The sequence below is a fragment of the Nostoc sphaeroides genome (assembly GCF_003443655.1).
Lineage (GTDB): Bacteria > Cyanobacteriota > Cyanobacteriia > Cyanobacteriales > Nostocaceae > Nostoc > Nostoc sphaeroides.
Map to the genome: position 1 here is coordinate 254818 of NZ_CP031941.1, position 24545 is coordinate 279362.

General features: G+C 41.9%; 20 protein-coding genes and 3 pseudogenes. 12 read left to right on the top strand and 11 right to left on the bottom strand.

What is annotated here, in order from left to right:
• Nucleotides 1-94 precede the first annotated feature (94 nt).
• Nucleotides 95-1183, bottom strand: coding sequence for a nucleotidyltransferase domain-containing protein (locus D1367_RS01255; protein ID WP_118161975.1), 1089 nt, complete (start codon nucleotides 1181-1183; stop codon nucleotides 95-97).
• A 539-nt stretch (nucleotides 1184-1722) separates the two neighbouring features.
• Nucleotides 1723-1956, bottom strand: a complete 234-nt coding sequence (locus D1367_RS01260; RefSeq protein WP_118161977.1) for a Nif11-like leader peptide family natural product precursor — start codon at nucleotides 1954-1956, stop codon at nucleotides 1723-1725.
• 452 nt (nucleotides 1957-2408) lie between these two features.
• Between D1367_RS01260 and rplU the strand changes: the two genes are divergently transcribed.
• The 4 genes from rplU to D1367_RS01280 all read left to right on the top strand — a co-directional run bounded on the left by rplU (nucleotide 2409) and on the right by D1367_RS01280 (nucleotide 5981).
• Nucleotides 2409-2816 (top strand): 50S ribosomal protein L21, encoded by a 408-nt coding sequence (rplU, locus tag D1367_RS01265; protein WP_100903193.1) that lies wholly within the window; start codon nucleotides 2409-2411, stop codon nucleotides 2814-2816.
• A 27-nt stretch (nucleotides 2817-2843) separates the two neighbouring features.
• Nucleotides 2844-3140 (top strand): 50S ribosomal protein L27, encoded by a 297-nt coding sequence (gene rpmA, locus D1367_RS01270; RefSeq protein WP_118161979.1) that lies wholly within the window; start codon nucleotides 2844-2846, stop codon nucleotides 3138-3140.
• A 319-nt stretch (nucleotides 3141-3459) separates the two neighbouring features.
• Nucleotides 3460-4176: a molybdopterin-dependent oxidoreductase gene (locus D1367_RS01275; RefSeq protein WP_118161981.1), complete on the top strand. Its 717-nt coding sequence runs from the start codon at nucleotides 3460-3462 to the stop codon at nucleotides 4174-4176.
• 611 nt (nucleotides 4177-4787) lie between these two features.
• On the top strand, nucleotides 4788-5981 hold the full coding sequence (locus D1367_RS01280) for an NADH:flavin oxidoreductase/NADH oxidase (protein ID WP_118161984.1): 1194 nt from the start codon (nucleotides 4788-4790) through the stop codon (nucleotides 5979-5981).
• A gap of 274 nt (nucleotides 5982-6255) precedes the next feature.
• Here D1367_RS01280 and D1367_RS01285 read toward each other — a convergent pair whose 3' ends face one another.
• Nucleotides 6256-6669: a hypothetical protein gene (locus D1367_RS01285; RefSeq protein WP_181373946.1), complete on the bottom strand. Its 414-nt coding sequence runs from the start codon at nucleotides 6667-6669 to the stop codon at nucleotides 6256-6258.
• 400 nt (nucleotides 6670-7069) lie between these two features.
• On the opposite strand from D1367_RS01285, the gene D1367_RS01295 reads away from it, so the two are divergent.
• The 3 genes from D1367_RS01295 (at nucleotide 7070) to D1367_RS31510 (ending at nucleotide 9633) form a co-directional block, all read left to right on the top strand.
• Complete coding sequence (locus D1367_RS01295) at nucleotides 7070-7636, top strand: PadR family transcriptional regulator (RefSeq protein ID WP_118161987.1); 567 nt, start codon at nucleotides 7070-7072, stop codon at nucleotides 7634-7636.
• A 475-nt stretch (nucleotides 7637-8111) separates the two neighbouring features.
• Nucleotides 8112-9494, top strand: a complete 1383-nt coding sequence (locus tag D1367_RS01300) for a carotenoid oxygenase family protein (RefSeq protein ID WP_118161989.1) — start codon at nucleotides 8112-8114, stop codon at nucleotides 9492-9494.
• The gene (locus tag D1367_RS31510) at nucleotides 9460-9633 is read left to right on the top strand and encodes a hypothetical protein (RefSeq protein WP_220450995.1); all 174 of its coding nucleotides are present in this window, start codon (nucleotides 9460-9462) and stop codon (nucleotides 9631-9633) included. Before D1367_RS01300 ends, D1367_RS31510 begins: the two co-directional genes overlap by 35 nt.
• Before the next feature lie 233 nt (nucleotides 9634-9866).
• Here the strand turns inward: D1367_RS31510 and D1367_RS01305 are convergent, their stop codons facing one another.
• From D1367_RS01305 to D1367_RS01315, 3 genes are all read right to left on the bottom strand, one after another.
• Nucleotides 9867-10571, bottom strand: a complete 705-nt coding sequence (locus D1367_RS01305; protein WP_118161991.1) for a CAP domain-containing protein — start codon at nucleotides 10569-10571, stop codon at nucleotides 9867-9869.
• A gap of 295 nt (nucleotides 10572-10866) precedes the next feature.
• A complete protein-coding gene (locus D1367_RS01310) occupies nucleotides 10867-11565 on the bottom strand; it encodes a CAP domain-containing protein (RefSeq protein WP_118161993.1) in 699 nt (232 codons plus the stop codon).
• 124 nt (nucleotides 11566-11689) lie between these two features.
• The gene (locus tag D1367_RS01315; protein ID WP_118161995.1) at nucleotides 11690-12817 is read right to left on the bottom strand and encodes an acyltransferase family protein; all 1128 of its coding nucleotides are present in this window, start codon (nucleotides 12815-12817) and stop codon (nucleotides 11690-11692) included.
• A 754-nt stretch (nucleotides 12818-13571) separates the two neighbouring features.
• On the opposite strand from D1367_RS01315, the gene D1367_RS01320 reads away from it, so the two are divergent.
• The gene (locus D1367_RS01320) at nucleotides 13572-14732 is read left to right on the top strand and encodes a hypothetical protein (protein WP_118161997.1); all 1161 of its coding nucleotides are present in this window, start codon (nucleotides 13572-13574) and stop codon (nucleotides 14730-14732) included.
• 148 nt (nucleotides 14733-14880) lie between these two features.
• Nucleotides 14881-15339 carry a peroxiredoxin gene (locus D1367_RS01325; RefSeq protein WP_118162000.1) on the top strand — a complete coding sequence of 153 codons (459 nt, stop codon included), beginning with the start codon at nucleotides 14881-14883 and terminating at the stop codon, nucleotides 15337-15339.
• Between the two features lie 75 nt (nucleotides 15340-15414).
• On the opposite strand, the gene hpf is transcribed toward D1367_RS01325, so the two are convergent.
• Complete coding sequence (gene hpf, locus D1367_RS01330; RefSeq protein WP_118162002.1) at nucleotides 15415-16059, bottom strand: ribosome hibernation-promoting factor, HPF/YfiA family; 645 nt, start codon at nucleotides 16057-16059, stop codon at nucleotides 15415-15417.
• A 618-nt stretch (nucleotides 16060-16677) separates the two neighbouring features.
• Between hpf and lipB the strand changes: the two genes are divergently transcribed.
• Both lipB and D1367_RS01345 read left to right on the top strand, forming a co-directional pair.
• Complete coding sequence (gene lipB, locus D1367_RS01340; protein ID WP_118171007.1) at nucleotides 16678-17352, top strand: lipoyl(octanoyl) transferase LipB; 675 nt, start codon at nucleotides 16678-16680, stop codon at nucleotides 17350-17352.
• Nucleotides 17353-17685: 333 nt separating this feature from the next.
• Nucleotides 17686-17886 (top strand): hypothetical protein, encoded by a 201-nt coding sequence (locus D1367_RS01345; protein WP_118162007.1) that lies wholly within the window; start codon nucleotides 17686-17688, stop codon nucleotides 17884-17886.
• A 120-nt stretch (nucleotides 17887-18006) separates the two neighbouring features.
• Here D1367_RS01345 and D1367_RS01350 read toward each other — a convergent pair.
• Nucleotides 18007-18204, bottom strand: a pseudogene (locus D1367_RS01350) (polar amino acid ABC transporter ATP-binding protein); the annotation flags it as partial.
• A 302-nt stretch (nucleotides 18205-18506) separates the two neighbouring features.
• On the opposite strand from D1367_RS01350, the pseudogene D1367_RS01355 reads away from it, so the two are divergent.
• Nucleotides 18507-20039, top strand: a pseudogene (locus tag D1367_RS01355) (ABC transporter permease subunit).
• 56 nt (nucleotides 20040-20095) lie between these two features.
• Here D1367_RS01355 and D1367_RS01360 read toward each other — a convergent pair.
• The 3 genes and pseudogenes from D1367_RS01360 to D1367_RS01375 form a co-directional block, all read right to left on the bottom strand.
• A pseudogene (locus D1367_RS01360) lies at nucleotides 20096-20324 on the bottom strand (SPASM domain-containing protein); the annotation flags it as partial.
• A gap of 369 nt (nucleotides 20325-20693) precedes the next feature.
• Nucleotides 20694-21107, bottom strand: coding sequence for a mannan-binding lectin (locus D1367_RS01365; protein WP_118171010.1), 414 nt, complete (start codon nucleotides 21105-21107; stop codon nucleotides 20694-20696).
• Nucleotides 21108-21888: 781 nt separating this feature from the next.
• Nucleotides 21889-24489: a two-partner secretion domain-containing protein gene (locus tag D1367_RS01375; protein ID WP_118162010.1), complete on the bottom strand. Its 2601-nt coding sequence runs from the start codon at nucleotides 24487-24489 to the stop codon at nucleotides 21889-21891.
• Nucleotides 24490-24545 lie beyond the last annotated feature (56 nt).

Consider the following 24545-nt stretch of genomic DNA (forward strand, 5'->3'; position numbering starts at 1 on the left):
TCAACAATTTCCCATGCCCAATGCCCAATACTTCGGCTTACCTCGACTTCGCTCGGTACAAGTCGCTCAGTACAAGTGCCCCATGCCCAATAATTTACCAATTTTGCATTTCCACCAATTCCATACATAAATCATTAATTTGCTCTAAATCGGGTTTGTGAGGTAGGGTAGATTGTTCGTAAACAATTTCCATTTCGGCTACCAAATCTTCTGCCTTTTTCATCACCTCCTCATAAGAATACTCACCTTTTAAAATAGCTTTTAAATCCTCAAAATCACCAGCTATTCTCCTATCTACAATCACTTCACCTCGCCGCAATATTTCTACTCCACTGCGTAACAATCTAATGCAGTGCATCCCATGTTTGAGGTCAAAACCCGATTTTCTTTCCATTTCTGCCCTAGCCGGATTCCTATTTTCCTGCCAAGATAAGTAAGCCTTCCATTCTCTTAAAGCTATTTGATAACTTTGGCTTTTCTGAAGCAGGCGGATAAAATCTTTACGGCTATTGGTTAACTTTTGGGTATATTCCAAAGTTTCATCTGGTAAAGTGTATTGTTTCAACACACCTTTAAAATCAATATCTGCCGTCAGCAATTGGTATAATTGTTCCGCTTCTTCCAAAAACTCAATCCGTCCTCTGATTAAGTTATAAAGATATTCCAGAAAAGCATTTAGTTCATCTTTGCTTAAGGGTGCTTCGTCTTCTATGCCGAAATCAGATGGTATTGGCTTTTTTTGCGGTGGCTTTAACAACCATTTCCGATGAGTTTCCATCTTTTTGATTTGGGCAAAGGCATAACCAGTGTAAGTATGTTTTACCTTCTTGCTCAAAAATAACTGCTTATGATTAATTAAATGCTGTCCGACTGCGTTTACAAAAGGATAGTTATTTAACCAGAGCAATTCTAAAACATTGGGATTTGCGCCCGCTAATAACTGGAGGATTTTTCTTAATTCATATATAACTGTGTCTTTGTTGCCATCAACGAATGGAAATATACCTGGTTCATCCCAACCAGCATCTTTTTGTTCTATGTGATCAAATCCCAAGTAATACCTTTTGGGTGCGATAAATACTCCCCGATAATCAAAGTCTGAATCAGGACGATTTAAACCATAGCCGTGGCTACCCGCCAAACCAATTAAAATAGTTCTTTGCTCAACTTCTATTCTTTTCATATCATCTGATTAAAATATAGTCATCCTAACTCATGAGTTAAGCAGGTGGGAAGTGGGCAATGGGGATGCAGAGGAGCAGAATAATAATAACAATCCCATACCCAATGACTAATACCATTTCACTTTAATAATGATACAAATACACTCTTTTGGGGCTTGTCTTTGCCCATTGGTGTCAACTCAGGTTAGCTGACTCGCCCGCCTCGAACTGAAGTTCTAGGCTAATAGCTAAAGTCTACTCAAGTAGACTAAAGATTTTTGGATATATATTTAGTCATCTTCAGATGACTTTCGCTAAAAGCCAAGGAACTTTAGTTCCTTGCGGGACATAGCTTTCACGTTAAGTTGACACCTATGGGCATTGCGCCTTGCCCCTACGAGAAATCTATATGTATCAGGATTTTTGTGAATTGGTATAATACCAAGAGTTGCTTAGTCTAAGAAAATGCCCCTAAAAGAGATGATGCAACGATATCCCCTTAAGGAGCAAAACTTGTCAATTTAGTTGTTCCTATACTTTCGCTTTGCTAGAACAGGAATTATCTAGGATAAATGTGCCGTCTATTTCCCCATCCTGGATTAACAATGGCGGCTAAATCTTCTTCAGACAATTTGCTGATTTCACTTTCCAGTTCTTCGACGCTGAAATCATAGCCACGCTCTTGAGCAATCTTGACGAAGGCTTCTGGATTAGCTGTTGCTTTGAGTCTTTGCTGTAGTGCTTGATCTTGTTTTACGGCTTGAAAAAGTCGGGTAGCATTTTGCTGTGTCATGACAGTTTATCTCCTGTTTTAATATCAGGTTTCAATCTAGTAATTTGACTCCTGTGGAATCACTAAATTTTCTGAAGAACCTTACGATTTAAGAGTATAAGTTTAATTTTAAAACAAAGAAGAAAAATGTGTAGATTCTGATAAGAAAATATAAGTTTGAGTCTAAATATTTCTGCTAATTTATAAAAGTCAGCCCTAAGATGGAAGCAGTATTTAACTAAATAACATTGAGTTTGAATTATAAATGCATTTTAGATTCTTTGGGTGGGTGATTCAGCCATAACGATTTTTAGCAAATAAAAGCTTGACTTAGCACCTGTTCATAAAATAATATATTAGATTGTCTGTCTAATTCCTGCTCGGATCAGGTAGACATATTACAAAAGCTGGCTGCATCGTCTCTACACGAGATAAAAACCAGCTACCTGTACGGCAACCTCAAGGACAATTCCATGACCTACGCGATTATTGAAACTGGCGGCAAACAAATACGAGTAGAGCCAGGCCGGTTTTATGATATTGAACTGCTTGCGATCGAACCAGATGAAAAAGTTACAATAGACTCCGTATTACTCGTGCAGCACGATGGTGAAGTCACCATTGGACAGCCACTAGTGACAGGTGCGACTGTAGAAGGGACTGTAATGCGACATTACAGAGGTCGTAAAGTTCTGGTATACAAGATGAAGCCTAAAAAGAAAACCCGCAAAAAGCGGGGGCATCGTCAGGAAATTACCAGACTTATGATTGACTCCATCACCCTTAACGGCGAAGTATTTGCTTTTGAAGGAGAAACGGAGAAGGAAACCCCCGTTTTAGATGAGACTCCTGCCGAAGAAGTTGAAACTGCTGCTGAATAATAATAAGAAGATACACAAGAGGAAATCATGGCTCATAAGAAAGGAACAGGTAGTACACGCAACGGTCGTGATTCTAATGCCCAACGTCTGGGTGTCAAGCGTTATGGTGGTCAAGTTGTACGTGCAGGAAACATTCTCGTGCGTCAGCGTGGTACCAAATTCCACCCTGGTAACAACGTCGGTATTGGTAGCGATGACACTCTGTTTGCCTTAATCGACGGTGTTGTAATGTTTGAGAGAAAGGGCAAAACCCGTAAAAAAGTTAGTGTTTATTTACCCATAACTGCTGCTGAACCAGCCCCTGCTGAGGCAGTAGCAAGTTAGAGTGTTTAGGGTGGGTAACAATGCCCACCCTAATAGCTAGTTAGCGATCGCATGTCCCAGGCGTTGCTTAAAAGTCGCTTTGTTCCTCTGTTGCCCATAGATTATAGCGGTTATCGATTGGATGAGAACACCAAAGTCCTTGCTGTCAAATCATTCCAGCATTTTTTTTGTATCTCACTGAACTGCACACCGCTATAGTATCAGGAGCATCAAAGCGCAGATATTCTTCAACAACAAAATATTACATTGCTCATTCCTTACTTGTCCTGAAGATAGGAAGCATCCGTCTAATTAAGTCTATGTTCCTGTAGAGGTACTTATGAGTCTGATTCTTCCCAAACGCACCCTATCCCGTCGGCGGTTACTGCAAGTATCTGGACTTTCAGGGGTAGGCTTTCTTTTAGGTGGCTGTGGGACAAATTTGTTCTCAGATAATCTGCGGCAAATATCTGAGCCACTAAATCAAAGTCTTGAAGCACTCCTGCTAAATCAAAAACCAGTACCAGAATTTCCTGTCAGTGCCATAGAACCAGACAAATTGCTGATTAATACCTTTGACTTCACGCCGCAAATTGATCCAGCACAGTTTCGCCTGAAGATTGATGGCGAGGTGAGTAACCCGATGCAATTGAGTATGGCAGATATTCAAAAACTTCCCTTAACTTCAATGGTAATTCGCCATGTGTGTGTTGAAGGCTGGGCTGCGATCGCTCAATGGGGAGGCGTGCGATTACGAGACTTAGTAGCGCTGGTACAGCCTAAGTCAAATGTCCGCTATGTCTACTTCAAATCTGCTGATGGCTACTATGAAAGCTGGGATATTGCCTCTGCTGTACATCCCCAAACTCTCATGGCTTATCAAAAGAATGGACAACCTTTATCAGTTGATAATGGTGCGCCTATGCGTCTAGCATCCCCAATTAAACTGGGCTACAAGCAAAGCAAGTGGGTGACTCAAATTACATTCGTCAGCAATTTGTTACCTCGTAAAGGCTATTGGGAGGATCAGGGCTATGAGTGGTTTGCAGGGTTATGAGGGGAGCAGGCTATGAAGTCAGATCCAATGTTATCCTAATACGCTTGGCATAAGCCATAAAGCCCTCATGTAGAGACGCGATTTATCGCGTCTAAAAGACTGACACGTTAGAGAGACGCGATAAATCGCCGTCCTGAGAGAGAATGTACTCATCAATTATTCCTTGACAGACTACTAGGGAACTCCAAAAAATAAATTATTCCAGATTCAAGTCGTTGACTGTTGACTGTTGACTGTTGACTGAAAACTCGTGAACCGTCAACGGTCAACAGTGAACAATAGCAATGGAATATTGTTTTACTTGGAAGTCCCCTATTTCCGACTTGTGTGTACACCGTAGGGGGAGCAGGGAAGGCAGGGGGAAATGAGGAAGAAAATTTTACCTTGTTCTCCTTATCCCCGTTGTCTCTTTGCAATGGGATGTTTTTATTTGGAAGTTCCTTACATCTCTACACTATAGAGGGATGGGGAATTATGGGAATTAGTTAAAAATCGTTTGGGAAGTGACAAAAAATCAGACACCCAATATCTGAAACTCCTTATCTAGAATTGATTTTGCAAAAGCTCAAAGGACACGGGTTTTAGTCCACAAAGTACGGAAAAGTAACAGCATGACTACAGAGAACCTAACTACCTTGCCATCATCTCCAGCCCAGACCGAATTAGAATTCATAGATTCGCCCGGTTGTCAATCAACAAGTCTGCACGATTCGGATGTACCGGAAGTGGACTTGTTTAGTCCACTGAAAATTCGAGATATCACCCTGCCCGATCGCATCGCAATGTCACCAATGTGTCAATATTCGGCAGAAAATGGATTCGCAAACGATTGGCACTTTGTCCATTTGGGGAGTCGGGCTACTGGAGGCACTCATCTGATTGTAGTGGAAGCTACAGCCGTGACAGCCCAAGGGCGAATCACCCCCGGCGATCTTGGTCTTTGGGACGACATGCACATCGAGCCACTAGCTCGTATTGTCCGCTTTCTTCGTGAGCAGGGAGCGATCGCAGGGATTCAATTAGCCCATGCTGGCCGGAAGGCGAGTTGCAATCTTCCCTGGCTGGGTGGTACACCGTTAACACCTGAAGAAGGCGGTTGGCCTGTAATTGGGCCAAGCCCAATTCCGTTTCAAGAGGGCGGCCCCGTTCCCATAGCCCTTGATGATGCTGGGATTGGAGAGGTGATTGAAGCCTTTGTTGCCACAACCCAGCGTGCCGTTCAAGCGGGCTTTCAGATTATCGAAATCCACGCGGCTCACGGATACCTACTGCATTCTTTTCTTTCGCCGCTAAGTAATCAACGAACAGATCGTTACGGAGGTTCGTTGGAAAACCGAATGCGTTTGTTACTGGAAGTGACAAGACGAATCCGAGAGATTCTGCCAACAGGGATGCCGCTTTTTGTGCGCCTCTCTGCTACCGATTGGGTGGAGGGAGGTTGGGATCTCAAGCAGTCAGTTATATTATCCCGTGAACTAAAGGAATTAGGCGTTGATTTAATCGATGTTTCCACAGGAGGCTTAGTCCCTCATGCCAGAATTCCCGTGCAGACAGGTTATCAAGTGCCTTTTGCTGCCAAAATCCGAGAAGAGGCTGGGATTAGGACTGGTGCTGTGGGGATGATCAAGGAGGCTGAGTATGCCAACCAAGTAATTACTCGTGGATGTGCGGATTTAGTTCTCATCGGTCGAGAAATGCTCCGCGATCCATATTGGTCAATTCATGCGCGTTCCCATTTGGATGAGGAACCTAACTGGGCTTTGCCTTACGGCTATGCTGTTAAACAACGGAGACAGGGGAAATAAATCTAAACAGCAGGTGTTGCGATCGCAATGGTAAAGTTTGAGATTGCCACGGTGCGATCGCAATTAATTTGTCCGACAAATAGACCATTTGTAGAGACGCGATTCATCGCGTCTTTACCCAAGGATATGTTGAAATCTATTAGACTGGGATTTCAATCCCAGGCGGGTAATGCAGTCGATGCAGATTACCTAAATTACCGAAACTAACGCCAGAAAACTTAAGAACTTGGGGCTTAAGCCCCAAGTCTTGCCATGTCACCTTGAAAGAACTACCTTAAACTTTAGACGTGAGAAATCTTGATATCTCCGCATGTGCCAACACAGCAGCAGGTTCACGCTGGAGAGCGTTGTAATACTTTCTCTCGAAGGTATTGCCCGTCTCTAAGGGTATAATCAGCGTACGGACATCAGCAATCAACTTTTCAAAATCCTCTATTGCTATCGGTTCATCTGCTTCGAGCATTTCATCAACTTGCACAACCATCTCAGAAATGCGATGTAGCCAAGCAAATTGTTCATGAGCGATAACTAGCTGAAGTAGTTCTCCGCTTGATACTCGTCCACTAACCTGTTCGTAGGCAATGCGTTCTGTATCCAGCAACATCTTATGAAGGTGGAGTAATTTATTTCGTAAATCACGCAGATATTGATGTTGACGGATTCTTTGTGAAAGTGTGTTAGAAGTCAATGTTACCCATCCTTTCGTTACGATAGTCTTCAATGGCTTAAATAATTGCTGCGTCAGTATTCATCACGAATAGACTGTAGCGAACAACTGGTTTGTTGAGCGATACGCTAGCGATGAGGAGCATATCCAATGATGGCGTAGCAAGCTCCCCGCAGGTTTACGGGAGCAGCACTCAAAATCCATCGCCACTTCCTCACTGTCTTGTGCAAACAGCATCATTAGCCATCTGCCCAACCTCAGTTCATGTATTCGGTTTCCTTGTTAAGACGCATGACAATCAACATATCTTTTTATAACTGTTGTATCTTATATTTGATTACTCATATATTAGCATAAACTTATAACAAGTACATAGTGTAGAACCTATCGGGAAAATATCAATTATGGGAAAACTGTCTTAATGTCGCTAGCATACGTAATTCTAGGTCTTCTTCAGCAGCAGGAAATGACGGGCTACGACCTCAAAACGAGCTGCTTTGATCAATGTATTGCCCATTTGTGGCCAGCAGACCAGGCACAAATTTACAGAACTCTCGATAAGCTAGTTGAGCAAGGCTGGATTACCTGTACAATTGAGATTGGGCGCGATCGCCCCAACCGAAAAGTCTATAGCGTAACGGAGCCAGGGAAAGCCGAATTCGCCCGATGGCTTGGAACTCATCAGCCTTTACCGACTGTACGAGAACCAATGCTAGTGCAGTTGCATTTTGCAGATCAGTTGCCGAATGAAACTATCATTTATTTACTAGAGCAACAATTAGCGGCTCGAAGCAAAAAGCTTGCTGAATGTGAAATTATTGATTTACCCTCACTTGGTGATGAGTCTGCCAACCGCGAGCAAGTAATGCAAAGGCTTGTGCTGGAGTTGGTGATCCGAAGAGAACAGACTTATATTGATTGGTTGAAGATAGCGCTCAATGTTATCACTCACCAAAAGCCTTATGCATCAAATTATCAAATTTTTTGACACTCCCTAGCACTAAAGCGACGGGCATTCCTGTTTCAACAGGCTTCTTTCGGATGATTGGGTATCTTTTGTTTAGATACGTCCACAGGCTCAAAATTATACTATAGGGCGTTTTCACCAGAACCTCCAGCATCTCAAAGACAGTAAACCGTTGGCTCTAGTGGTCTGTCCCATTAAGTTAGGATGCAATACAGTTCAGATAAGACCAAAACACTTGTAGAGACGGCGATTTATCGCGTCTTATAGAGACGGCGATTTATCGCGTCTTATAGAGACGGCGATTTATCGCGTCTCAAAACCCACGATTTTGTAGAAGTAGCGCTTAACTGAACCGTATTGAGTTAGGATGGGTAAAAAAGTTCGTAGTAAGGACTTTAGTCCTTGATTTGAGCGATAAATCGCCCACTACAAACCCTTCATAACTAATGGGACAGACCACTAGCTTGTTTTTGTGTAACTCTGATAAATCAAGGTAATGGTAACAACAGCAGTCAATCCTTATCTCGATCGCAATTTTGCTCCAGTTCATGAAGAAATCACCACCGACAAATTGCCAGTCATCGGTGAATTACCCCTTGACTTATCGGGGATGTTTGTCCGAAATGGCCCTAACCCTCAATGGAAACCCATCGGTGAATATCACTGGTTTGATGGAGATGGGATGTTGCATGGTGTGCAAATTAGCAACGGCGTAGCTACTTATCGCAACCGTTACGTCCAGACAGCCGGATGGAAAAAAGAACGAGTTGCAGGTAAGGCTCTCTGGAGTGGGTTGTTAGAACCACCACGAATAGATAACCCCTACGGTGGCTACAAAAATACTGCCAATACTGCTTTAGTGTGGCACGCTGGACAGATGTTGGCGCTGAATGAGGGGGGTAAACCTCACGCCATCAAGCTTCCTGAATTAGATACCATTGGCGAGTATACCTACAATGGCAAGCTGGTTTCTGCCTTCACAGCCCATCCCAAAGTAGACCCGGTTACAGGTGAAATGATCTTCTTTGGCTACTCTTTCTTTGCGCCACCTTACCTGCAATATAGTCTGGTTTCAGCACAAGGCGAACTGTTGTGGACAGTGCCAATTGACCTGCCAATGGGGGTGATGATGCACGATTTCGCTATTACTGAAAACTACACCATTTTTATGGATTTGCCGTTGACTATTAACCCAGAAAGAGCGCAACGGGGAGAACCTGTCATGATGTTTGAGCGCGATCGCCCAAGTCGTTTTGGCATTCTACCACGTCACGGTAACAACAGTAATATCCGATGGTTTGAGAGTCCCGCTTGCTACGTCTTCCATACCCTCAACGCTTACGAAGAGGGAGACGAAGTAGTGCTGATTGCCTGTCGCATGAGTTCTACTACTGTTTTAAGTTTAGATGATTCGCAACCCGACCCAGATGCAAATATCCCGCGCTTGTATCGCTGGCGATTTAACCTCAACACAGGGACAGTGCGTGAGGAGATGTTGGATGATGTCGCTTCTGAATTTCCCCGCGTCAACGAAAATTTGTTGGGGCGGCAAAACCGATATGGCTACACTAACAAAGCGGCAAACAATCCGCTACCTTTATTTGAAGGTATCATTAAGTACGACTTCAGCAATGGAAAGTCCCAAACCCACGAATTTGGACAGGGGCGCTATAGCGGTGAAGCTGTGTTTGCGCCGCGTCCTGGTGCAACGGCTGAGGATGATGGTTGGTTGATGACTTTCGTTCACGATGAGGGTTCAGATACTTCAGAATTAGTAGTGGTGAATGCCCAAGATATAACGGCTGAACCTGTAGCGCGGGTGATAATTCCTCAACGAGTGCCTTATGGATTTCATGGTGCCTGGGTTGCGGGAGAATAAGTTAGGTAGACAATACTATTCGCTTAAGGCAACAGACGCGATGAATCGTAAGGCAAGAGACGCGATGAATCGCCGTCTCTACAAACGACTAATTATTGTAGAGACGGCGATTTATCGCGTCTTTGAACCTCGACAGTGAAAAATAACTAATACCAATTTGAAAAATGATTGCCACAATCTAAAATGATGCGGCCATTCCTAAATTTATAACAGTGAGCGTTTGACCGGGTAATAAATTATTGCCTGCGATCGCCAAGCTATTCAGTTTAGGATAATCTCAACATTGTTGGGCATTGAGCATTGGGCATTGGTTAATTCTCCCCCTGCTTTTCTGCTTCTGTGCCCCCTGTTCTCCCATTCCCTCATCTCAAATTATTTTTCCCTATACCCACCAGCGTAGTCAATTACACAGATTGTTCTATATACTTTGTGAGTTCCATAAGCAACACCAGACACTTTAAAAGCGCCGTTAAAAATGTTTGTTCGATGACCGCGATCGCGCACACCATCATCAATAATTAACTGCATGACGATATCTTGGGCGGTGTTTGGGCCATAACTAATATTTTCGCCTGCGGTTGTTTGCCATTTACCATAGCGGTTGATGCGAGTAAAGGGGTTGCTACCATCGCTACCATCATGACCTGTAGCACCTTTTGGGCCTTGGTCTTTAACATGGTCTTTTGCGCCTAAAGACATACCTTTAGATGTACGCAACCTTCCCACAGGACGTGCTGATTTCAAAAATGCGATCGCTTCATCAACTGCTTTGACTCCTTCTTGAGTTCGCAAATAGGTATTATTAGAAATTTTGACTCGGTTCCCCTCAAAGCGCTTTCTATAGTTTTCCAAAATTGGGAGATATGACTTGGGATTTGTTCGTACCTTATTTGTTTCAACAATTACCTGTTGTTCTAGCGGTGAAAGATAACTTGCCTTTGCTAATAAAGTTGGACTGCTAGGTTTAACTACTGCTGGGTTAGAGTTTGCCACAGATGGGTTAGATTGCAACAGTTGATTTGAGCAACCGAATATCAGGGCTACTGGCAAAAGTAACCAAAATTTAATGCGATGCATTCATTACCTCACAATTTTTTCTATGGATTAATTTAGTGAATTAGAAGAAATAATAATTTTCAACACACACAGAAGTTTGTAGACGCTTCTTGATTCAGAATTATCAGACATCAGAACTTGAATCATTCCCCTAACAAGAACGGAAATGAGTTGATCAAGAGTATAGATAACGCTGCGCTCGTGTTTGTTCCTCGATTGTTAAAAAAGGATTACTTAATACCTGTTGTAACCGCGAGCATCCCAAATGTGCAATAATTCAGAACCTTCGGTATTTGTCCCCACTTCCTAACTAAAATTATTTATCCCTATACCCATCAGCATAGTTAATTACACAAATTGTCCTATATGATTTGTGAATTCCACAAGCAACACCAGACACTTTAAAAGCGCCGTTAAAAATGTTTTTTCTATGACTGCGATCGCGCACACTATCATCAATAATTAATTGCATGACCATATCTTGAGCAGTGTTATAGCCATAAATGATATTTTCGCCTGCGGTTGTTTGCCATCTACCATAGCGGCTGATGCGAGTATAGGGGGTGCTACCATCGCTACCATCATGACCTGTAGCACCTTTTGGGCCTTGGTCTTTAACATGGTCTTTTGCTCCTAAAGACATACCCTTAGATGGACTCAATGTTCCTACAGGAGGTGCTGATTTCAAAAATGCGATCGCTTCATCAACTGCTTTGACTCCTTCTTGAGTTTGCCAATAGGTATTATTAGAAATGTTGACTAGGTTTCCCTCAAAGCGCTTTCTATAGTTTTCTAAAATCGGGAGATATGACTGGGGATTTGTTCGTACCTTATTTGTTTCAACAATTACCTCTTGTTCCAACGATGAAAGGTAACTCGCTTTTGATGTCGGACTAGTTTGTGAAACTACTGCTGGGTTAGAGTAGGCTACAGACTGGTTAGATTGAAACAGTTGGTCTGAGTAGCCAAATATCAACGCAATTGGCAAAAACACCCAAGATTTAAGGCGACGCATCCATTACCTCACAATTTTTCTGTGGATTAATAGTTTGAGTGAATTAGACAAAATAAATCTGCAAAAGCTTCTGTAGCAGATTGTAACCTCGATAACACTAAAACATAATTGTCTGCTTGCAAATTTACACTTTGAGAAACCAACGTTGCCGATACATCAGAACGCCGACAGCCCACCACAACAACACGGTGACTATGGCAAACAATAGAGAACCATTCAGCACTCCCGCCCAAGATACGAAAAAATTCTGGTAAACCCAATTGTAAGTACTGGGAGCCTCTTTACCTGTGCCGATAGTGGTTTTCACTAAGATTTTAATCAATAAAACGGATGGAACGAAAAGTGCGATCGCATTTAAGCCCATAATTTCAAAAGGTTTACTCCAGCGACGATTCGCCCGGACTTCAATAAGTTCATAACAAGCTGCTAGCAATAGTAACGCCCAACCGCTAGTAAAGATTACATAAGAACTTGTCCACAGCTTTTTGTTGATGGGAAATGTCCATCCCCACGCCCAACCGATAATTAAACAACCAACTCCAAATAATGCTAACCCGATACTTGTGCGTGACTGTACAGGTTGACTGCGTATCCATTGACCGGTGAAGTAGCCAGCGAGGACACTTACTATCGCAGGAATAGTACTGAATAGTCCCTCTGGATCTCCCATAAAGTTGAAACTATCACCTTTATATAGATGTGCTTTGGGAATAATCAAACGGTCAACATAAGCGCCGAAATTACCTTCCCGTGTCAAAACTCCCGCGCCATAATCGGGTACTGGTACATACATCATCGTTAACCAGTAGCCGATGAGTATCACTGCTGCCAGTATCCATTGACCTTTGCGCGGAAGGTTGAGAACAATCAAGGAAGCCAGCAGATAGGTAATGCTGATGCGCTGCAACACTCCCATAATGCGGATACTACCCAAGTCAAAAGTCCAAACACCTTGATTCCAAAAGCCATTTAGTAGCAATCCCAAGGCAAAGAGAATGGCAGCGCGGCGTAAGATGCGCCAATAAACAGCTGAGGTTGGTTTGTTATCTTCGGTGTACTTTGACAGCGAGAAAGTCATCGCCACACCGACAATGAAGAGAAAAAAGGGGAATACCAAATCAGTTGGTGTGCAACCTTGCCAATCGGCGTGGGCTAAGGGAGGATATACATCATCTGCGACACCCGCCATATTGACGAGAATCATCGCAGCGATGGTAATGCCGCGAAAAACATCCAGTGAAGTCAGGCGCATAAGCAGAATTTTCTGTTAGATGAGTATCTAATACCATACCCTCATCTTATATTGATAAAATCTACTTATATATTTCTGCAAAAATCTTTATCACATAATAATTTTTAGCACAAAAAGAAAATGTGTTTTCCTCAACAAAGACACGGAATTTCATAAAATATCAAATATTTAATAAGCGAACAAAATATATCTGTGCGAAGACTAAAGTTCAGATTATATTAATTTTATAATGTATTATATTTTACAATTAGTTACAAGTAAAGATGTTTACATGACCTTGATTTAGTGATAAATATCTAGTACAAGTCGGCGTAAATACGCCTACCATTTTCAAAGACTGCAAAGGTTGATTTTTTCAGGGTTTGTAATGGTGGGTTTATTTCCGCCATGCTGTACTAGTGACAGGTTAAGAGGTTGTTTGAAAAGTATTGGGCGAATAAAATTCGCTACTACACAAAACTTAGTCCACACTTCGACAAGCTCAGTGACCGCCTGCGTGGACTAATACCAATGAAGGATTTTTACCCAAGTTGGTGGGTTTCGTCTGTGTAGGCACACCTGTGCCAGGGCTAGTAACAAATTAGACTTTTCAAACAACCTCTAAGGTAATAAACAATTTTTCAATAACCAATAATGCTTAAAATATTGGCGAAAATTGCGTTATAAAACACAAGTTTTAACCTAGCGATCGCAATTTATTGAATCAAAATTTATTTTGCCTTAACCTGTCACGAATTTATTCTGGTGGCACCAGATGCAGGCTAAAGCTACAGATACACAAACAGGTTATGAACCAAAAGGCTTTCTGAAAATGAATGTACTGAAACCATTGAACTTTACCTTTATTACTCTCCCAGTTATTTTTTTCATAGTTACTGCAAGTTCTCCAGCCTTGACTGCAACTTCAAACTCAATAACAGGAATAGATCAGGGGTATGAAAATTTGCCTCGTTTTCTTGCTGATGTCAATGGGGATAATCGCGCTGATTACTGTCGCTTTGTTGGAAATAGTCCTAGTATATTTTTGTCTTGCAATCTTGCGACTGCATCTGGCTTTAGTCCAAACCAATATGAGTTTAACTCAATAAGAGGAATAGATCAGGGATATCAAAATTTGCCTCGTTTTCTTGCTGATGTGAATGGGGATAATCGCGCTGATTACTGTCGCTTTGTTGGAGATAGTCCTAGTATATTTTTGTCTTGCAATCTTGCGACTGCATCTGGCTTTAGTCCAAACCAATATGAGTTTAACTCAATAAGAGGAATAGATCAGGGATATCAAAATTTGCCTCGCTTTCTTGCTGATGTAAATGGGGATAAACGTGCTGATTACTGTCGCTTTGCTGGAAATAGTCCTAATGTATTTTTGTCTTGCAATCTTGCTACTCCATCAGGCTTTAGTCCATACCAATATGAGTTTAGCTCAATAGCAGGAATAGATCAGGGATATGAAAATTTGCCTCGCTTTCTTGCTGATGTGAATGGCGATAATCGCGCTGATTACTGCCGCTTTGTTGGAAATAGTCCTAATGTATTTTTGTCTTGCAATCTTGCGACTGCATCCGGCTTTAGTCTAAACCAATATGAGTTTAACTCCATAACAGGAATAGATCAGGGATATGAAACTTTGCCTCGTTTTCTTGCTGATGTAAATGGGGATAAACGTGCTGATTACTGTCGCTTTGTTGGAAATAGTCCTAATGTATTTTTGTCTTGCAATCTTGCTACTCCATCAGGCTTTAGTCTAAACCAATATGAGTTTAGCTCAATAGGAGGAATAGATCAGGGATATGAAACTTTGCCTCGTCTTCTTGCTGATGTGAATGGGGATAAACGTGCTGATTACTGTCGCTTTGTTGGAAATAATCCTAGTGTATTTTTGTCTTGCAATCTTGCTACTCCATCAGGCTTCTAGATAACCTTTCACACTCCCCCTCAACTCTCAACCATAAATCAAGGATTTCGAGCATTTTGCAGGGGGGAGTAAATATTACTACTTTATACTTAAGTCCTAATATGGTTTAGCGTATATTCATACAGAATAGTAATTACCACAACTCGCTATGCCAATCAAAGTTGGAGATACTGCTCCTAATTTCACTCTACCTGCTCAAAACGGCTCAACAATTAGCCTCCAAAATTTTCGCGGCAAAAATGTTGTCCTATATTTTTACCCCAAGGACGACACACCAGGATGTACGGCTGAATCTTGCGCCTTTCGCGATCAGTATGAAGTGTTTAAAAGTGCTGGCGCTGAAGTTGTCGGCGTGAGTTCTGACTCCATCGAATCTCACCAAAGATTTGCTGCGAAATATAATCTACCTTTTACCCTGTTAACTGACAAAGGCGACCAAGTGCGGAAGCTATATGGCGCAACAGCAGCCTTTGGCTTATTCCCCGGTCGCGTTACTTACGTTATTGACCAACAAGGAGTTGTGCAATACGTGTTTGATTCAATGTTTAACTTTAAAGGTCACGTTGAGGAAGCATTGAAAACTTTGCAACAGATTGCGGCTAAGTAGGAGTTAGGAGTGAGGAGTTAGGAGTGAGGAGTTAGGAGTTATTTCTCCCTCATCTCCCTCATCTCCCTCATCTCCCTATTTAGAATGCGACTTTTCCGGCATGACAATATTAGCGTGGGTTGCCTTACCATTCTTGCCGTTAGTATGACCGTTACTATTGCGGGGATGGATCACACCATAACCGCCGTGGTTGCGTTCGTAAATTACATTAATCTCTCCAGTTTCAGAATTGCGGAACATATAAAAGTCGTGCCCTACGAGTTGCAGTTGTTCTAGGGCTTCTGCAAGGGTCATCGGCGGCATAGAAAAATATTTGGTGCGAACGACTTCGTTGGGTAATTCGGGGGTGCGATCGCCAATTAAATCTGTGACTACCGATTCTACAACAACTACTTCTTCTGGTTGGGACTGAGTTTTCTGGTCTTGACGCCGTTCTTTATATTTCCGCAGTTGACGGGCAATTTTATCTGCAACTAAGTCAATGCTGGCATAGAGGTTTTCGCTGCTTTCCTCTGCACGGATAACGCTACCATTAGCATAAATTGTTACTTCAGCCGCTTGTCTTGTATTAATTCGAGGATTACGGGCTACGCTAAGATGCACATCTACTTCATTTGTAAGGCTCTGAAAGTGACTAACTGCTTTTTCAATCTTTTGATGTACATATTCCCGAATCGCATCGGTGATTTCAATATTTTTGCCGTGGATGACAAGCTTCATGTAAACTCTCCCACTGAATATTTAATGTGTGAATTTGCTTTGTATGAAAAGAAATTGCGGTAAGGTCTATTACTCCCGCCAAAACAAATTGTGAACTCTTTCTATGTACTGCTAGTAAGCTTTTCTAAACTCACTGCATCTAGGCTTTTGCTCATTATACCCTTGATTTTCCTCCTTATCTCTGCGCTGATATCCAATTGGATATCCACCTAGAAATCTTTGGTGAGGAAAATTGAGCAGTAGCTCCTGTAACTGCCTTCTGTGTTAAAACAACGCTTACAAAACTGTTGATAGTTGCTCCTTCTGTGTTCGGTTGAAGTTTGCTTGCTGTTGTTCAATAATACAAGTCTTTGTGCAAATTTGATTCTGTTTGAAATGCAAACTATTGTTATGAGAGTCATCAGCCAGTACATTTGTCTTTATCGTCTTGGCATGATGCTTATTGCAGAGAATTCCTCCTAAAAACCTATTGAGGTTATATATTCAACCTAGCACTTTGTATTTTCTAATGCATGTTCCCTTGACTTTCCTTTAAAATCCTTTGCAAATCTTGACATTTGTTGATTCCAATCGTGGAATTTGAAATATATTTAGCCCTTAATAGAGTTGATTTTTGGCATAATCCATAGTATGGAACCACACAAAAACCGTTGTTTGCTGTATAACCAAGGATTGATGCCTTACTTAGAAGCTCATGGATGGCAGCGATCGCTCCTGACTGAGCGTATCCATAATCCCAGTCTAGACGACGTGTTAATTTTGCTAGAACATCCACCCGTCTACACTCTGGGACAAGGAAGCAACTCAGATTTTCTCAAATTTGATATTGACAAAGGTATATATGATGTGCATCGAGTTGAACGAGGTGGCGAGGTTACTTACCATTGTCCCGGTCAACTGGTGGGGTATCCAATTTTAAATCTGCAACGTTATCGTAAAGACCTCCATTGGTACTTACGCGAACTCGAAGAAGTCATAATTCGCGTATTGACAGTTTATGGATTGCAGGGAGAAAGAATTCCGGCTTTTACTGGCGTTTGGTTACAAGGGCGAAAAGTTGCGGCTATTGGGATTAAAGTCAGCCGTTGGATTACTATGCACGGCTTTGCATTAAATGTTTGTCCAGACATGACAGGCTTTGAGCGCATTGTACCCTGCGGTATTTCTGATAAACCTGTAGGCAGTTTAGCCGAATGGATTCCAGGTATCACCTGCGAAGAAGTGCGTTTTTATGTAGCACAGTCCTTTGCTGAAGTCTTTGGTGTGGAATTAGTCGAGTCGCAGCCTCAATGATTTTTCGGTTCTGAGTAAATTCAGCTTGTAATTATGTAATAAATACTATAGCAGTCCTACTTAAATTGTGAGACACTAATGAGAGTAGCCCATATTTAATAGGATGAAAATAACTATTTAACTAGGGAACTCCAAAAAAGAAATTATTCCACATTCAAGTCGTTGACTGTTGACTGTTGACTGAAAACTCGTGAACCGTCAACGGTCAACAGTCAACAATAGCAATGGAATATTTTTTTTACTTGGAAGTCCCCTACAGTTGTCTAACCTAAAATTTGATTATTGACAAATTTCTATACTAAATTTTTACGGCACTAAAGCACAACTTTGCGCGTGAATTACTCAAATAATCTCCAGGTATATCCCCCATCGTTAACATCTCTGAGAGAACGTGATTGGACAGCTTTGATAGAACTATTTGATAGAGATGACGGTGATGAAATTGAAGCGGATATCCACAGAAGTTTGTTTTGGCTGATACCTGAACCTTGTTGGGAAGATGATCCCTTTGATTTCTTGCGCGAATATCTTTGAATCGTGGGGAGTGGGGAGTGGGGAGTGGGGAATGGGGGATGAGGAGCAAGAGAGGCAGGGGCAGAAATAAGCAAATGCTCAATGCCCAATTACGAACTTGTGCCGAGCGAAGTCGAGGCATTACGAACTTGTGCCGAGCGAAGTCGAGGTATTACGAATTATTTGAAGGCGACTAAGGAAAATACGTAGGCGATCGCTTTGGGGATTAGTCAGCAGTTCATAGGCTGGGCCTTGTTCTGTCACAATACCGTTGTCTAAAAATATCACCTGATGGGCTACTTCTTTTGCAAATTGCATTTCATGGGTGACAACCAATACTGCTCGGTTAAGGAAAAAAAGTAGGCTGAAACCCTTGAAATATCGTTGTCTATAATGCCGAAGAGAGGCTTAACCGAGCAGTATTGGCTGTACAGTTGATTGTAAGGTTTTAAGGTAGATGCGCAGCAGTCCTAAAAAACGCCTCAGAATTAATTCACAGGCTAATAGATTAAGTCTACTGGAAGTAGATTTAAGCTATTAGCCTGTGAAATTTATTTCTTGACGGGAGATTGAACAGTTGCAAAATATAACTTGAACGAACCGCCAAGACGCCAAGGGCGCAGAGAGGGAGAGAAAATAATATGGTTAAATTTAGTTTTGTGCGCTGGTGTGTGGTTGTAGGTTTTAGCTGTTTGTTATTGACTGGCTGTGCTGTGAACTCTAGCGCGGGTAAAACTCTGCAAATTGCTACAGATCCGACGTTTCCACCTTTTGAGTTTCAAACACAAAGTGGTGAGTTGCAAGGTTTTTCTATTGATTTGATGAATGCGATTGCTTCCAGCACACCAGGGGCGATCGCGGTTGCTGCTAACTTTAAATTCAATTTTAAAAGTCTGCCTTTTGATGGCATGATCTCAGCTTTAGGAGCCAAAACGGTAGATGCGGCGATTAGTTCCATTACGATTACAGAGGAGAGGGCGAAGACTATTTCTTTTTCCCGCCCTTATTTTAAGTCTGGGTTAGCGATCGCAATTCGTGCAGACAATCAAGATATTACTGGTTTTGACAGTCTCAAAAATAAAAAAATTGCTGTACAAATTGGTACAACTGGGGCTATCAAGGCTAAAAGTATTCCTGGGGCGCAAATTCGCAGCTTTGATTCTGCGCCCATAGCCTTGCAAGAATTGCTCAATGGCAATGTAGATGCAGTAATTAATGATGCACCTATGACTGTATATGCCATTAATACGGGCAATCTTCAGGGAATTAAAATAGTACAAAAATTGCTGACGGAGGAGTTTTATGGAATTGCTACACCTAAAAACTCGCCGAATTTGGCATTGATAAATGATGGCTTGGATAGGGTGCTGAAAAATGGCACTTATGCTCAAATTTACCAGAAATGGTTTAAAGTTTAACCGCCATCACTACCAGCTAAATCACTATTTGAGAATCAAACTAACACTAATACGCCTAAAATATATACCTCATTTGGCGTGATTTTGCAAGCTTTTCCAACTTTATTACAAGGTGCGTTGGTAACGTTGCAATTGACGATACTTTCTGTAGTGTTTGGTTTAATTGGGGGTTCCCTGATTGGTATTGTCCGCCTTTCTCATATTGCACCTGTGCGTTGGTTGGCGAGGGCGTATGTAGATTTTTTCCGGGGAACGCCTTTGTTGGTGCAAATTTTTATGATTTATTTTGGATTACCTGCAATTTTGCAAGAACTTGGTTTGACATTTAGTTTTGATCGCTTAACTGCTGGGGTAATTGCCTTAAGTTTGAATAGCGCCGCATACATTGCCGAAGTTGTTCGTGCTGGGATTCAATCAATTGAACCAGGACAAGCAGAAGCAGCACAGTCATTAGGTTTGAGTTCTGTACAAACAATGAGTTATATAATTTTTCCCCAGGCTTTCCGGCGGATGATTCCACCTTTAGGTAATGAATTTATCAGTTTGTTGAAAGATACTAGCTTAGTTTCTGTGATTGGGTTTGAAGAATTAGTACGTAAAGGACAGTTAATTGTTGCTGATAACTATCGCGCCTTTGAAATTTACACAGGTGTAGCGGTGGTTTATTTATGTTTGACGCTACTTTCTTCACAAGCATTTAGTCGCTTAGAAGTCTGGATGAATCCAGTGAAACGGCACAGGAAGTACGATACCTAATAATTTTTCCATGATTTTTCCGACTTACTTTAATTGATAATTGCTAATGCAAATTAAGTCCAACTGCAACCCCCACGACAAAGTTCAGCGTATTCGCAGGTTTTACAGAAACCCCACAGGTGTTTTGTGCCTTCAGATGTTCCGGCTCCCAGATTGAAACTCAATTCGGCTGTATTTTCAATGATGTCATGGAGCGATTCGCTCTCGAATATTACCACCTGTGTAAGCGGTAGTCGGCAGTGAGGGACAACCTTTAATCGCTCCGTCAGCTTCAATTCCCATAGTTATTCATGTACATGTTTAATTCTCCTATGAAAATCTGTATTCTTATTACCCTATCTGGAGCCAGTCGTACAAAATACCTTTCCTGTATTCTGTTCGATAACGTAGAGATATAACACTTTTGAACATATCTATTGTCAGAGAATGTTTGAAAAGTCGCAAAGTATACTAAAAACCCCTCTCCAAACCTCTCCCCGAAGCGGAGAGAGGCTTTGAAACGCCCATTCCCTTGTAGGGAAGGGGGCTAGGGGGGTTAGGTTTCCGAGGCTTTGATGTTACCAAAAATACTTTTCAAACATCCTCTCAGATCGACAAGGATAAGATGTGACTAGGACAGCAGGGATTCGTCGGTTCGTTTCGCTCTCAATAGCCCTAACGTGGGTCAACACGACAAACAGACATTAGTCCCCAAACTGTCGTTGTCCACCCTCCATTCCAAACTCCATTGGCAGCTGTGGCAGCTACAGGACATTTGAACTGTGCATCATTATTGCTCCAGATTGGTCCTGCCTTTACATCTGTTGGTAAATATATAACGGGTAAAGAGCTCAAGTTAAGATCACAAACAGACATTTTATTCCAAATTGTCGTTGTCCATCTTCCAGTCCATTGAGTACCATAAACAGCAGCAACTACAGGACATTTGATTTGTGCATCATCATTGTTCCAGATTGGTCCTGCGTTTACATTTAAAGCTAAAGCATTGGGAACAGAGCCAAATACAATAGAAACGACTGTTGTAGTAAAGAATCCAAATGATTTTAAGAAACCCAGTTTGTTGAACATTGGTTTTGATTCCTATTTTTTTGATTTTTTGCCTACTTTTTTTCGGTGTTGCTAAATAGAGGTATGAATCTGGATGTAGAGACGTTGTAATGCAACGTCTTCACAAGGATTTTGAAATTACGCAAAATTATTTTTCATACCGCAATCAGCAACGCCTTTTTTTCTATAAAACGCCTCGCTAGCTCTACCCGGCATTGAGCCGAGATATGTGTTTTAGTGTGATTCGTTCGCTCATATCTCGGTTCAATGCCGAAGTTTTACTGTTGCCGATGAGTTACAGAATATCCGACATCTTCATGCCACACATCCACCTTTTCTGTATATTTGAGTGCAGTTTTCATACCTCGAAAATGCAGAAAACTGCATAATTATCTATTGTTTTGTAATATAAAAATCGGAAAATTTGCTTGTAATCAGGACTGAAACATGAGTACAAGGCTTTAATTATTTACGCTGACCTACTTAATATCAAAACGGCTGATAGCGGACTGAAAAATTAAAGCCATTATCTTGCAGTGAACTACCGCGATCGCTTGTCTCCATCAATGCTACACTTTAGTACGGAGGCAATACCAAGCCCTTGTAAGATTGCCAATGCAAACTAACCCCAAACTAGCAAGAGTTTGCCTATCAGCATTGATACCGCGATTGTTCCAAGCTGTACCGATGCCAAAACAAAGAAGTTCAAATACTTGATCAAAAATATAACTGCGATCGCATGACTATGTATATGATGCAGAAAACTGCATAATTCTAGTTCTGATATCTGCAATCTTGCTATTTAACAACCTCGACTCAAAATTAATTGCCCATTGGGTAATCGAAATACTCCCTGTGGCTCAATTATTGGGTCGCCTTTTTTCCAGGGGCGCGATGTTGGTTCGACACCTCTAACCTCACCTGTCGTGTAGGTAGAAACCGCAACACCAGGACGATTAGTGGTCAAAGCACCAGAACCTGTAATTCTAAAAGAGTTTTCTTGTCCCTTGATGCCGCGTGAAATGCAACTATTAGCAATCAGTGCATTAGTATCGAGGACGTTTGGTGAGAATTGGGTAAAGCTGTTTTGAATAGAGCTAGTATCAGGTACATTAATATTGATTACACCGTTAACGCCGAATTTAGAACTTGCAGTGATATCGCTTTTGTCGGTTGATTCTGGACGGGACTCAATACCAAAGATACCTTGGGATTTGATTTGGATGTTTCCACCTGTGCCAGTGTATGCGTTAGCACTGATGTCGCTGTTTTCTTCGGGGATGGCGACAATAAATTTGGAGTTGATATTGATGTTACCGCCATCGCCACTTTTTTCGGCTGTGCCTGCGTTGGTGGAGATTTGAGCGCCATGACGGAGTAAGAGTAAGTCGTTATTGACAAAGTTTATGTTACCACCGTTACCAGATGCAGATTCAGCGTTGAGTTTAGCTTGGTTGTCTAGGGTAATTTTGGGTGAGTTGATTTCGATATTGCCTGCTTTTCCCTGTCCAGAACTTGAAGTTTCAATTAGAGCGCCATCACTTAAATAGAAGTCACCAGAGTCAATAAAAATCTTACCACCATTACCTTCTGTCCCCTTTAGCACACTGCTGTTAATCCCACTGGGAGAATCCTGTTTGACCCCAGGAATATCAACGTTTTTCACCCCAGTAATATGAACAGCACCTGTTACCAAAACATTGACATTGCCTGCATTTCCCCGTCCTGCTGCTTGGGTAGATTGGTTATCAAGTGCTTCACGAATAATGGTTACTAGTTGAGCGCCATCTCGTAGTGACAGTGTTGCAGCATTGATGTCGATATTACCTCCTTGACCTACACCTCCTCGTTCCACGCTGCTGAAGATGGCAGTTGGATAACCTGCAAGGTCAACAGCATTTTTTGCACGCACTGTCACATTCCCTGCATTCCCCTGTCCAGAAGTTGAGGCAGCAAGTTGAGCGCCGTCTCGTAAGGAGAATGAGCCAGAATCGATGGTAATATTACCACCATTGCCAACAGTCCCCTTTCCCACAGTAGTCTGAATGCCACTGAGAAAATTCATTTTCTTTCCAGTAATATCAACAGCGTCAGTAACTTTAATATTGATATTCCCGGCATCCCCCTGTCCTGCTGCTTGGGTAGATTGGTTATCAGGTGCTTTACGAATAATGGTTAATAATTGAGCGCCATCTCGTAGTGACAGTGTTGCAGCATTGATGTCGATATTGCCTGCTTTACCTTTGCCTCCTGGTTCCACTGAGCTGAGGATGTCACTATTTGAAAGGTTAACAGCATCAAGTGCCCGCACTGTCACATTCCCTACATTCCCCTGTCCAGAAGTGAAAGCAGCAACTCTAGCGTCATCTAATGAGAAGTCACGAGCATTGATAAAAATGTTACCTCCATTGCCTTTTAAACCCTTATTCACACGATTGCGAATCCTACTAATATTACTATCGAAGCTAGCAACTTTGATGTCCTCTGTAGCATTAAGGGTAATATCCCCCGCAACGGTTTCAGATGAATCAGCAATACCAGCCGAAAGCAGACTTCCTCCCAAAATATTTATGTTATGGGCATTAATCGCAATATCACCGCCACCAGCTGCTTCTACATACACACGCGCTTGATTGGTAAGCGATACCGAACCACGAGTCACATTAAGAGGAAATTTCAAGCTGAGATTATCTCCATTCAAAAGAAGATTGACATTTCCAGGTTCCGCCAATCCTCCTAACTCAACTCGTCCACCATAAGCATTTAATCCTCCCCCTTCCATGCTGACATTACCGCCCACTAGTAGCAAACTTTTACCATCTCCTACTTTTAAACCAAATGCATCGAAATCTGTAGGATCTTTTCCTGATGGTACTACTGAGTTATTTTTAATCTCTGCATTTTGGTTAAGCTGATTAAACCACAATGCTGAAGGATTTACCGTTAACAATGGCGGTGCTTGGGGGTTTGTAGCACTGAAAATACCCTGATTGCCAAATTGCACTCCATTGGCTGTTGTCCCGACAAAACTCCCCTTTACATCTAACCGCGCATTTTTCCCAAATACAATTCCATTGGGATTAATTAAAAACAAATTTGCTGTACCCAATACTCCCAATGTCCCTTCTATATTTGACGCATTTCCACCTGTTACCCGTGTGAATATATTTTCTATTCCAGTAGGGTTGATAAAATCCACTCGTCCCCCATTTGGAATATTAAACTCACTGAAACTATGAAACAAATTGCTTCCTCGTACTGCACCACCCTCAATTTTATTTTGATTGAGTTGAGAAGTTTCTGCACCGAGTGTGTTATCGGGTATAATTTCTGCTCTCGCTGGTAAAGCTTGGCTGAATGCAGTGGATATTAGGCATAAACAAAGAATACTTGCAATTCTCATTATGATAATGGTTATCAATACGTTAGAGGTGAAAATAATAGATGAAGCCTAAGAGG

Bases quoted from the DNA above. Each gene is read 5' to 3' on its own strand.
- D1367_RS01255 (WP_118161975.1), bottom strand. From the start codon at position 1,183: ATGAAAAGAATAGAAGTTGAGCAAAGAACTATTTTAATTGGTTTGGCG.
- D1367_RS01260 (WP_118161977.1), bottom strand. From the start codon at position 1,956: ATGACACAGCAAAATGCTACCCGACTTTTTCAAGCCGTAAAACAAGAT.
- rplU (WP_100903193.1), top strand. From the start codon at position 2,409: ATGACCTACGCGATTATTGAAACTGGCGGCAAACAAATACGAGTAGAG.
- rpmA (WP_118161979.1), top strand. From the start codon at position 2,844: ATGGCTCATAAGAAAGGAACAGGTAGTACACGCAACGGTCGTGATTCT.
- D1367_RS01275 (WP_118161981.1), top strand. From the start codon at position 3,460: ATGAGTCTGATTCTTCCCAAACGCACCCTATCCCGTCGGCGGTTACTG.
- D1367_RS01280 (WP_118161984.1), top strand. From the start codon at position 4,788: ATGACTACAGAGAACCTAACTACCTTGCCATCATCTCCAGCCCAGACC.
- D1367_RS01295 (WP_118161987.1), top strand. From the start codon at position 7,070: ATGTCGCTAGCATACGTAATTCTAGGTCTTCTTCAGCAGCAGGAAATG.
- D1367_RS01300 (WP_118161989.1), top strand. From the start codon at position 8,112: ATGGTAACAACAGCAGTCAATCCTTATCTCGATCGCAATTTTGCTCCA.
- D1367_RS31510 (WP_220450995.1), top strand. From the start codon at position 9,460: ATGGATTTCATGGTGCCTGGGTTGCGGGAGAATAAGTTAGGTAGACAA.
- D1367_RS01305 (WP_118161991.1), bottom strand. From the start codon at position 10,571: ATGCATCGCATTAAATTTTGGTTACTTTTGCCAGTAGCCCTGATATTC.
- D1367_RS01310 (WP_118161993.1), bottom strand. From the start codon at position 11,565: ATGCGTCGCCTTAAATCTTGGGTGTTTTTGCCAATTGCGTTGATATTT.
- D1367_RS01315 (WP_118161995.1), bottom strand. From the start codon at position 12,817: ATGCGCCTGACTTCACTGGATGTTTTTCGCGGCATTACCATCGCTGCG.
- D1367_RS01320 (WP_118161997.1), top strand. From the start codon at position 13,572: ATGCAGGCTAAAGCTACAGATACACAAACAGGTTATGAACCAAAAGGC.
- D1367_RS01325 (WP_118162000.1), top strand. From the start codon at position 14,881: ATGCCAATCAAAGTTGGAGATACTGCTCCTAATTTCACTCTACCTGCT.
- hpf (WP_118162002.1), bottom strand. From the start codon at position 16,059: ATGAAGCTTGTCATCCACGGCAAAAATATTGAAATCACCGATGCGATT.
- D1367_RS01365 (WP_118171010.1), bottom strand. From the start codon at position 21,107: ATGTTCAACAAACTGGGTTTCTTAAAATCATTTGGATTCTTTACTACA.
- D1367_RS01375 (WP_118162010.1), bottom strand. From the start codon at position 24,489: ATGAGAATTGCAAGTATTCTTTGTTTATGCCTAATATCCACTGCATTC.